Raw genomic sequence first — 9,501 nt, 5'->3', positions numbered from 1 at the left:
TGTGCCCCTGAACAGAACAACAGGAGAGGATGTTTCCATGACGAACCCTCCGTTGCTCTCGGACGAACCCGAGGAGGAGGGCGCGGAGGGATGGGAACGACTACGAACTTCCGGGATGATGTACTAGCATCGGCCCTATTCGCATGGCCTCCAAGGGGGCGACGGGCCGTGGAGTCACCACGTAGACGCCAAGGGCGGTCGATATTATGCCCGCGAGGGAAAGAATCGTTAGCCGTGCGAGGGTCATTGCTCCTCGGCTACTATACTCGATCCCAGCGCGTCTGTTTGTCGGGGCTACCCCGACGAGCCAACCCTATGTTCTGGACGGCGGATCGAGCAAGAGCTTCGCGAGGATCCCGAGAAGGCCCAAGGGGAGCGAAGGAGCTACCGGTCGTGGTGGAACGTTCACCAGGTGCGCGAGCCATGGACGCAGATGCCTCGCGCAGAGCTCGGGCACGACGCGGACGAGCTGCGCCGCGTGGGCAGGCGCGTCGATGTCCGCGCTCGCGTACGAGTACACCCACAGCGCGCCCTCGCGCGTCACGATGGGCCGATCGAGGGATCCCGCCCGATCGAGCTTCCACCCCGTCGCCATCCGCAACACCCGCACCGTCGAGCAAAACGCCTTCCCCTCCGGCAGGCGCTCCGTATACACCTGCATCGTATGCGTGGCGACGACGAGAGCCCGTCCCGCCCGCGCTTCGCCCGCGAGCTCGCGCAGCCAGGCGATTTGCCACTCGGCTGCGGGCCAGGATGCGTGCGTCCCGTCCGCGAGCAGATACGCGCTCGCCCGCACGCCCGCCAGGTAAAGCGCCCGCACCCGCTGGCACCCGGCCGAATAGCCGATGAGCGCGAGCCGCGACACCTCGCGCAGGCCGGCCCGGCGATGTGCAAACTCCAGGAGCTCCCCCATCATCGGGCCCGTCGCGACCCCGTCCGCCACGATGCAGGGCCGTGGCCCGAACGCCGCGCGCAGTTTCGGATCGAGGTCGACCCCGACCAGAAACGCCAATACCAGCGGCCTCGGATGTCCTTCACCAACCTGCACGAGCCGAAGCGCCACGGCTACCTCCGCACGGTGACTCCGAGAACTGCGAGCGCCAGCACGCCGAACAGCACTTGACCGAGCTGCCCGGTTCTCTCGCCCCTGGAAAGCTCGTGAAACTCGATGTCCTCCCCGTAGAAGAACCGGAGGATCGAGGCATAGTCGTATCCCTGTGCGGCTAGCCAGTGCGCACAGTGCTGCCCCAGGCAGCCACGGTTTCCAGGGTGCGAGCGCAGCGAAAGATGGGTCGGAATGACATCACGCCCCTGCCGCCCGGCGTTGTAGGTCACCCATCGCTCGGTATTCGTCGGATCAGGACCGTGCGACCCATCCGGCTTCCAATACGCTCCCGCGACATGGTTTGCGAGGATCATTCGCCCCTGGTAACGCAACACGATGCCCTGCGTCCGCGTCGAAGCCTTGACGCAGCCCTCGCCGGAATACCGCGAGAACACCTGAAACTGCTCACCGCTCGGGATCGCTGTCGTGCGCCCCAGCGTCGGTCGGTCGCGCATCGCCCGGAGCACGAACGTCCGCGCGGCGATGGCAAGCGCCGCCTTCGCCTCCGGATGCGCGTGCAAATGCTCACCCGCGACCACCCGTGGCACGTATTCGAGATCGAGCGAAAGCCACCCTGCCGTCGTGAGCACCTGCTCCGGCGCCGTCGTAGACTCGTCTCCCATCGGAATGCTCATCCGTCCAAGCGATGCCGGACCACGAAGATCCCGCACTCCGTCACGGGAGACGTCCCCGGATGCAGCCAGACCCGCGCCGTCGCCCGCCCCGCATCGCTCTCGAACCGGAACGACCATCGGTCGACCGGCGAGGGATACTTCGCCATTGCGACGACCTGCCGCTTGTGGATCAGCGGTCCCACGATCACCGTCGGCAGATCGGCCAGCACCGGGTCCTTTCCGAGCGCCTTGTCGCGGAGCGTGAGCGTGGCGGAGACCCGCCACTGCGGGGGAGGCTCGTCCCCCATCAGCGGCGGCTGCTCCATGATCACGATGCAATGTGTCGACGGGCCGAACTGCGGCTCCGTCTCGACGATGTTCTGCCTCGCTTCGCTGTCGATCTCCGCCACGCTCATGGCATTCCTACCTTTCAGACCGTCACGCTCGAACCCTTGTGGTGCTCGAACGCGACCCCGTTGAGCGAGAACTGCACGTACAGCCCCACCTCGATCGGCCGGCTCGGCGTACCGCTTCCGAGGTCAATGGGCTTGATCGGGAACACGATGTCCTCCGGGATGTGGAGGATCGCCGAGAAGGCCCCGTGCTCGCTTCGCTCGGGGTTGTCGGTGAACACGTATCCGTCCGGCACCGGCAAGACGGCCGCCCCGCCAGAGGTCCGGGAGAGCGTCCGCACCTTCGTGTCCGGTACGTTGCGCAGGTGGTCGATCAGTACCTTGCGCGACGTGGCATTACCGCCGGTCCGGGCCTTGTCCCAGTTGAAGTAAACGACGGCGGAGCGGCGCACCGTCCGGTATAGGAGGTTCTCCCCGCTGAAGTCGTGGAAGATCTCCTTCGGTAAGAACGTGCCTGCGTCGTCCCACAACCACGCCTGCCCCGTGAGGACACCCTTGGCCTCGCCGAGGCCCGCGATCTTGTCGATCTCGGCGCCGTCGTACCGGACCCGGAGCCCGGCCTCCTGCATCGTGATCGACTGGATGAGAAACTCCTGATCGCTGTACGTGTTCTTCGAGGGGCGTTGGAGGTTTGTCCAGTTGGTCGTCACGGTCGCGTTGTTGCCAAGAAACGTCATCGACTCGCCGACGGCGACGTTGAAGAGCGTGTATTCGCCCTTCGCGATGTGCAGCCATGCGAGCTTCTCGGTTCCCTGGCACTTGCACGGGATCTCGACGACGGAGTAGTAATGCCCGTCCTGGCGCATCACGAACTTGGCGTCGCGTGCCGTCCACTTGTTGAAGAGTTCGCGCGCGCCGGTGTTCGGCGGGATGTAGTTGGGGGGCAACTTCGGGCGCGGCTTCGGCTTCTGAGGCTGTGCCTTCTGCGCCTTCTTCATCCCGGCGCGCTGTCCGCGCGCCCGCGAACGCCGCAGGAGCATGGGCAGCTCTTCGAGCGGGACCTGCTTCTTCCCGCGTTTGCGCAGCGCGCGGATGTCGCCCGTGTCTTCTTCCTCGGCTTCGAGCTCGATCGCAGCCGTGTCGTCGTCTTCATCGTCGGGACCGGCGGTATCGGACTCGTCGGTTTCCGCGAAGGGCGAAGCGGTCTCCCCCTCTTCGTCGGATTGTCGCAAGATATCCAGTACACTGCTCATGATCGTGTCCCTCCTGGTTACGCGGTGTTTTGCAGGCGCGTTGCCGGCATACGTCGCGAAATATGGGGCAATCGTACGAAACGACCGTCGGGCGTCTGGAGCCAGAACCCCGTTTGCGGCGCGGTGAGCATCGGTGCCGCCGTATCCTCTCCGTAAAACGCCTTCTGCTTCACCGGAGCCTGCTGCCCCGCCTGCGCGGCTTTCTGCTGCGCCATGTACGCAAGCGCGAACATGGCTCCGCCCACCGCAATCACTGCATTCGCATGCGAATTACGCCGCTTGCGCAGCATGTATCCGATCGCGACCAGCGCGACCGGCATGAGCCACCAGTGGTCCTTGACCTCCTTGCTGTTCCGGATGTCGTCCAGGTTCGCGAGGAGAGCGACCACCGCACCGGCGCCCGCGGTGTAGAGAAACCCCGTCCCCACGTCGCGAGCCCAATGCCCGTTGCTCCGGCGTCGAAACCGGCCGCGTGCGCGTGGGACCGCCACGAGGGAGCGGTCCACAGGAACTCTCGTGTCTGCCATGCGTTACGATCTCCTTTCGTCATGGTGTTTGATGAGGAAGAAAGCTGCGAATACGAGTAAAGCCATAGGGAGAAAGCTCGTCGTCGCCTTGACGAACTCTGTTGCGCCCTGGAAGGGAGACGGGAGCGGCCGATGGCGTTGCGTGGCGAGGATCCGCTGCACGTTTTCGAGTGCGAGGAGCATCGAGCGCTCTGTTTCGTCAAAGGGCAATTCGTGCCCAGCGATGCGTTCCCGTTCGACGTGTAGGGAGAGGATCTCCATCGTGCGGGCCTGCGCGGCGAGGAGGCGGTTGGTGATCTCGTCGTCGAAATTGATGGCGTGGATGGACTGCGCGGCGATGCCGCCCAGGTATGCCGCTGCAATGGCGACGACGGTTACAAGCAGAATGGTCACAGCATGGATGACGCCGGTCTCGATCGTTCCTTGCGTCGGCTCTCCCTCGTTCGTGACGATGTCGGAGCCGGGACGGATGTTGTCCGGCGCGAGGAGGACGAGCGTGCGAGCAATCGCCGAGCCTGCGGCATTTCGCTCCGGTGTGCTGTAGAGATGCGACCCAATCTGCCCCAGCGGCACCTGCCGCCATGACAGCGGCGCGATGCGGAGAGACATCACGACAAACGCCCGGAACTGGCGCGAACGCTTCTTCTTGTCGAGCGTCATCCATGTCCCTCGCTTTGCCGTTTCGAGTGCCGCAGCGCCCACGGTGGTCAGATCGCGGTCTTGGTGCAGCCAGCGGAAAAGACTGGACGAAGGGGGAGTAGGGGCCGGCGTCGGGGCAGGAGACGGCGCGGGCTTCTGGTGCCGTTGCCACCACTTCCACCACCAGAAAGGCAAGTAATCAGGCATATGACGACGCGACCCCCCATTCGGTCACGAGAACGCGAGCCCGGCGCCGATGATGGCGATCACGGGCAGCAGACCTCCGCTACTGCTGCTCGACGACGTGGAGGGCGTCGAGCTGCCATTGCCGGAGCCGCCCTCCTGCTGTGCGATGAACTCCCCCTCCGCGATGAGCGCCCGGTAGAACTGGGCGCGCTCGCGGAGGGCTTTGGCTGTCAGCGGATGCCCTTGCGACTCGTAGATGTCCGCCAACTGGTCGAGTGTGTCGGGGTTGTACTCGCTCTCCATGACGAGGATGATTTCGTCCCTCTCGTCTGGGGTCAGGTTATCGTCAAGCTGGGGGCCCGTTGTGGTATTGCCCGAGTTCGTCGTGCCGCCCGAGGAGGATTGCTGCGGCGCAGGAATCTCGTACTTGCCGAGCAGCGGCACGTCGACGACCACGGTTCCCGGCTTCGAGCCCGGCGTCGCGGGTAGGTCGACGCTCCCCATAGGCGTCACCACGAGGACATGGCCAGGCTTCGTGCTCGGCTGGACACTCACGCCAGCCGGCAGGCCAGCGGAAGGCGCTGCGGGAGGGGGAGGAGGAGGCGGCGGCGGCGTGGACTGCTGCTGCGCAGTCGGTGCCGGAATCTCGTACTTGCCGAGCAGCGGCACGTCGATGATCACCGTCCCCGGCTTCGAGCCCGGCGTTGCGGGGAGGTCGAAGCTCCCCATAGGCGTCACCACGAGGACATGGCCGGGCTTCGTGCTCGATTGGACACTGACTCCAGATGGCAACCCTGCGGTCGTGGGGGCAGTCTTGGGTTCTGACGTCGATTGTCCGTCCGCCTTCGTTCCGCCGCTCGATGCATTGTCGAAGGGGGTACCCGCTGCGTTGTTTTCCTCGACCAGCGCATTGTACGTCGCCTGGTCGAGTTCTCCGGTCGTCGGGAGCGGCCTCGTCGGCTGCTTCTTGTTCCACCACGTCTGGAACGAGGCGAGCGCCTGCGTCGTTCTCCGCGTGAATCCGCTGACGAGGTCCATCGGATTCCTTCCGAAGTCCGAAGGGTTGCAGTCACCCGGGTTCCGCAATGCCCAGCTCGCGAGAAGCGCCTGCGTGTGCGGAACGACGGCAGGGTCGAGCGTCGTCGTTTTCCCTGGTCCCGGAACGCCAGGTGTGGACGGCTGCGTCGGGGTCGCATGGATCGGCACGGCGAGGGGGTGTTCGGGCCATGCGTCGGGGATCCCGATCTCCTCGCCCGCGAAAAGCGAAACCCAGTTGCCGCTTCCCGATTGCGTTGTTTTGTGCGGGTTCGCGGCCTTGAGCTCCGACCACCATTTCAAGCGGTCCGGGCACGCACCGAGCTTCGTCGCGATCTTCTGCGGCCAGTCGTCCTTCATCACGACGTACTTGCGCGCCGTGATGAGGTTCGCGCCGGTGTCGCCAGCATAATGCAGCCACCCGGGCGGGATGTTCCACGCCGGATCCGACTCTGGTTTGCCCGGATTCGCCGCGAGGAGTTCCTGTGTGCGCTCGGTCTGCCCCGTGAGCTTTTTCGTGATCCCGTGGGGCGTCTCGCCGGGCACCGCGTGATACGTGCCCGTGGTCGGATCGACGCCCGAAACGTCGCGCGCGCCGCCGCCACCCGTGAGCGTGCGCAGCAACCGCGGGTCGTGCACGCGCAAGAGCGGCACGGCGCGAACCATCGCCTCGAGCTGCGCCGCGCTCATCGGCGAGGCCGAGACGTGCTGCACTGGTCGCGGCCTCGTATCGGGCGACGCGGTGTCGTCATAACGCGCATCCGGCTCCTTCGGCCGAGGCGTATCCGCCATTGCACCGAAGTCGAGCCGGAGACGCCGTCGGGCCGGCTCCGGCTGTGCCTCCGGCTCGGTCTCGTCCGCGATGATCTGGGACAAGAGCTGCCCCGCGTCGCGCTTGCGCTTGTACTCCGCTGGGCGATAGACGCGGAGCCGTGCCTCCTGCGCATACATCGGATCTCCGGTGCGCTTCGTCATCTGCTCGCCGTCGGCGAGGATCTTCCGCTCGCGCTTCGTGAGTTTCCGCTGGGGCTTGCCGGGCTTCGGCTTCCTCTTGACCTGCGTGCGGACGAGATTCTCCATCGCGCCGCCGGCCATCTTGCCGAGATTCGCGCCAATCGAAGCGCCGGCCCCGCCCGCGAGCGTCCCGAGCCCTGCGCCGGCGATCGCGCCGAGGCTTTCGCCGATTCCACCGCCGCCCCCGCTGGGCTTGGAACCGCCCCCCAGGATCGACGAAAGCAACTGCCCCCCGCCGCTGATGAGCGTGTTGAAGAAATCTCCCGTATCGTCGAACGGCGTCGCTGTCGCGCCTTCCTCTTCGGGCGCGCCGCTGGTCTCCTCGTCGGTCTCGTAAGACAAAGTGATAGCGTTAGGCATACTGAAATGCCTCCTCTCCCTGGTTCGGTTGTGTCTCGTGCGACGGCTCTACGAGGCCATCGGACGCTCGATCGTGCGCGGGCAAAGGCTCCAGCGGCACTTGGTTACTTCGATGTTCTTCGGCCGGATGATGGCCGTGGCGTCGACGTCGTATTCATTCCCCATCGGGCCGGCGAACTGGCCGGCCTTGTTGAAATGCGAGACGACGAGCACCGTGGGGCGCATCGTCGCGACGGTTTCGAGGAGCGTGGTTTGCTCGACGTAGCTGCGCGCCCAGCGTTGGAGCGAGTCCACGACGATCACGGCGGCGTCGGGCGGCACCGCCTGGAGAGCGTCGCGCCATCCGACCTTGCTGCCGCTTCCGCTGCGCCTGCTCACGAGGCGAATGTGTCGTGACGACGAACCCGTGCGCGGAAAGAGCTCCTGCACGAGGTTCCGGTTCTGCTCCGCGTCGAGCCAGTATCCGAGGCCATCGAGCTTCGCGGCGATCTGCGCGGCGAGCTCTGCGCAGAGGGTCGACTTCCCGGCGCCGGGCGACCCGCCGACGAGCACCTTCAAGCCGAGCACGACGCCCCCGAGTGCACGCGATAGCAGCGCGGAAAACTGCGTGGGGCGCAAGGGGGCGCTGCGCTCCTCCAGCGATTCCACCACGATGCCCGGCGGGACCTCATGCGGGATGAGCTCCCACACGGTCGCACCGCACGCGCAGTATCCACCGCAAAGCTGGGGCCGGCGCCGCAGACAGACGGCACATCGAAGGGGCGGTTTGTTGCTCATGGCGTCACCAATAATTCGTTCGTGCGAGCCACGCGGGCGGGATACGCCCGATCGTCGAGTTCAAGATGGTTGGGTCCGCGGGTTGCCATCGCCCGTTGACGAAGACCTCCGCGAGGATGTGCGGAAAGTCCTGCTCCGGGCGGACGGGCTTTTCGCGGGCCGGAATGCCGCATGCGCGGCAGATCGCCACGAAGACACGTGTCTTAGCGTCGCAGTCGCCGAAGCCACGGCAAAGCGTCACGGCCGAGTCTTCGAGGACTTCGCGCTTTGGATCGCGCACGTAGTCGATCGCGTACTGGCAGAATTTCAGGATCGCCGCAGCGCGCTCGTTCATCGGCAATCGCCGGAACACCGCGGCCCAGCGCTGGACCTCTGGGAGCAGGAGATCGCGCTTGCTGCCCTCGGCCATGTAACGCGCTTTCGCGAGGTTCGAGGGGAAGTGGACAATACGCGGGCGGATCATTTGGCACCGCCCTTTTCTGCCATGACGAGCACTTCGCCGAAGGCTTCGGGCGAGAACCCGGTCGAGGCGAGGGCCTGGAGTTTCGCGAAGAGGTCGGGGTTGTTGCCGAGGAGCTGGATGCCCTGCGCCACGGCGCCGCCGAGCGGGTCGGCGGGGGGCGACGGATTAGACGGAGCGGGAACGAGGCCCGCGGCCGTGAGATGCGGCGCGAGATGGGTCGGTTTGTGCGTCCGCGATTCGTGGCGCGCACTCGTGGGCGGCGGCGGCGGGGGCGGCGGCACAGGAGGCGGGAGCGGTGCGCTCACGAAAGAAGGCACCGGGGGCGGCGGAGGCGGAGGCGGGGGCCTCGGCGGAGGCGCGACATTCGGCTCGCCGTCGGAGCACTGGACGGGCGTCGCGGGCTGCATGCGCACGGGCACCACCGGGTCGAGCTGCGGGAGCTCGACGGGCGCGGGTGCGGGTGCGGGCGGCGCGGGCGTCGTCGGCGATGGCGCGGGCTGCGGCGCGGTGGCCTGCCGCAAGATCATCCCCATCGGGGTCTGGATCATCTCCCATCCCTCCCAGGAAACCGGCATCCCCGTGGGCCACGGATTCGCCTGCGAAGGCGGCGGAGGCGGCGGCGGAGGCGGCGGCGGAGGTGGTGACGGGGTCGCGGACTTCACGAGCGTAAGCAGCTTGGCGATCTCGCCGAACTCGTCCCCACCGCTGCCACCATTGCCCCCGAGGGCCTTCGCGAGCTCGATTCCGCGCTCCATCCCGCGCTCATACCCGGCACCGACGCTCGGCTTCCCGGCGTCGTTTCCCCGGAGCAGCGGCACGAGCTCGCGCATGAATTCAAGCGAATTTTGCGGCGACCGCTGGAGGAGCGGGACGATCGCTTGTACGACTTCGAGGGTCTGGTTTCCCTGTGGTGGTGGTGATGGCTGCTTCGTGTTCTCAAGGATCGAGCGCATCGTTTCGAGAACGACCTTGAGCAGGCCCACGAACTCCACCCCCATCGTTGGCGGAGCTGCGGGAGCAGGCGCGGGAGCAGGCGCAGGTTGAGCATAGTAGAAGTCATCCCATAAACCATCCGGTAGGACCATCGGCTCCAACATCCCACTTTGTGGGATCAATTTAACCAGCGTCGGTCCAGCCGTCGGTACATTTTCACGGCTGGCGACATATGCAGGTGT

10 protein-coding genes are annotated in these 9,501 nt (G+C 66.1%); all 10 read right to left on the bottom strand.

Annotation, left to right across the window (positions count from 1 at the left end; all coding sequences use genetic code 11):
• Positions 1-313: 313 nt before the first annotated feature.
• The gene (locus E8A74_RS51080) at positions 314-1,063 is read right to left on the bottom strand and encodes a hypothetical protein (protein ID WP_136936488.1); all 750 of its coding nucleotides are present in this window, start codon (positions 1,061-1,063) and stop codon (positions 314-316) included.
• 2 nt (positions 1,064-1,065) lie between these two features.
• The gene (locus E8A74_RS51075; protein ID WP_170230019.1) at positions 1,066-1,740 is read right to left on the bottom strand and encodes a SpoIID/LytB domain-containing protein; all 675 of its coding nucleotides are present in this window, start codon (positions 1,738-1,740) and stop codon (positions 1,066-1,068) included.
• Entirely contained in the window at positions 1,737-2,135 is a 399-nt protein-coding gene (locus tag E8A74_RS53700; RefSeq protein ID WP_170230018.1) for a hypothetical protein, read from the bottom strand. Before E8A74_RS53700 ends, E8A74_RS51075 begins: the two co-directional genes overlap by 4 nt.
• A gap of 14 nt (positions 2,136-2,149) precedes the next feature.
• Positions 2,150-3,325 carry a hypothetical protein gene (locus E8A74_RS51070; protein WP_136936486.1) on the bottom strand — a complete coding sequence of 392 codons (1,176 nt, stop codon included), beginning with the start codon at positions 3,323-3,325 and terminating at the stop codon, positions 2,150-2,152.
• A 17-nt stretch (positions 3,326-3,342) separates the two neighbouring features.
• Positions 3,343-3,753: a hypothetical protein gene (locus E8A74_RS51065; protein WP_136936485.1), complete on the bottom strand. Its 411-nt coding sequence runs from the start codon at positions 3,751-3,753 to the stop codon at positions 3,343-3,345.
• 102 nt (positions 3,754-3,855) lie between these two features.
• Positions 3,856-4,512 (bottom strand): hypothetical protein, encoded by a 657-nt coding sequence (locus E8A74_RS51060; protein WP_136936484.1) that lies wholly within the window; start codon positions 4,510-4,512, stop codon positions 3,856-3,858.
• A gap of 210 nt (positions 4,513-4,722) precedes the next feature.
• A complete protein-coding gene (locus E8A74_RS51055) occupies positions 4,723-7,086 on the bottom strand; it encodes a hypothetical protein (RefSeq protein WP_136936483.1) in 2,364 nt (787 codons plus the stop codon).
• A gap of 48 nt (positions 7,087-7,134) precedes the next feature.
• The gene (locus E8A74_RS51050; protein WP_136936482.1) at positions 7,135-7,863 is read right to left on the bottom strand and encodes a P-loop NTPase family protein; all 729 of its coding nucleotides are present in this window, start codon (positions 7,861-7,863) and stop codon (positions 7,135-7,137) included.
• 4 nt (positions 7,864-7,867) lie between these two features.
• Positions 7,868-8,326, bottom strand: a complete 459-nt coding sequence (locus E8A74_RS51045) for a transglutaminase-like domain-containing protein (protein WP_136936481.1) — start codon at positions 8,324-8,326, stop codon at positions 7,868-7,870.
• A complete protein-coding gene (locus E8A74_RS51040) occupies positions 8,323-9,279 on the bottom strand; it encodes a hypothetical protein (RefSeq protein WP_136936480.1) in 957 nt (318 codons plus the stop codon). The genes E8A74_RS51045 and E8A74_RS51040 overlap by 4 nt, the downstream gene beginning before the upstream one ends.
• Between the last annotated feature and the right edge of the window lie 222 nt (positions 9,280-9,501).

It is taken from the genome of Polyangium fumosum, assembly GCF_005144585.1.
Lineage (GTDB): Bacteria > Myxococcota_A > Polyangia > Polyangiales > Polyangiaceae > Polyangium > Polyangium fumosum.
Note: the sequence above shows the minus strand (reverse complement) of the source record. Positions and strands in the feature narration are given on the sequence as shown.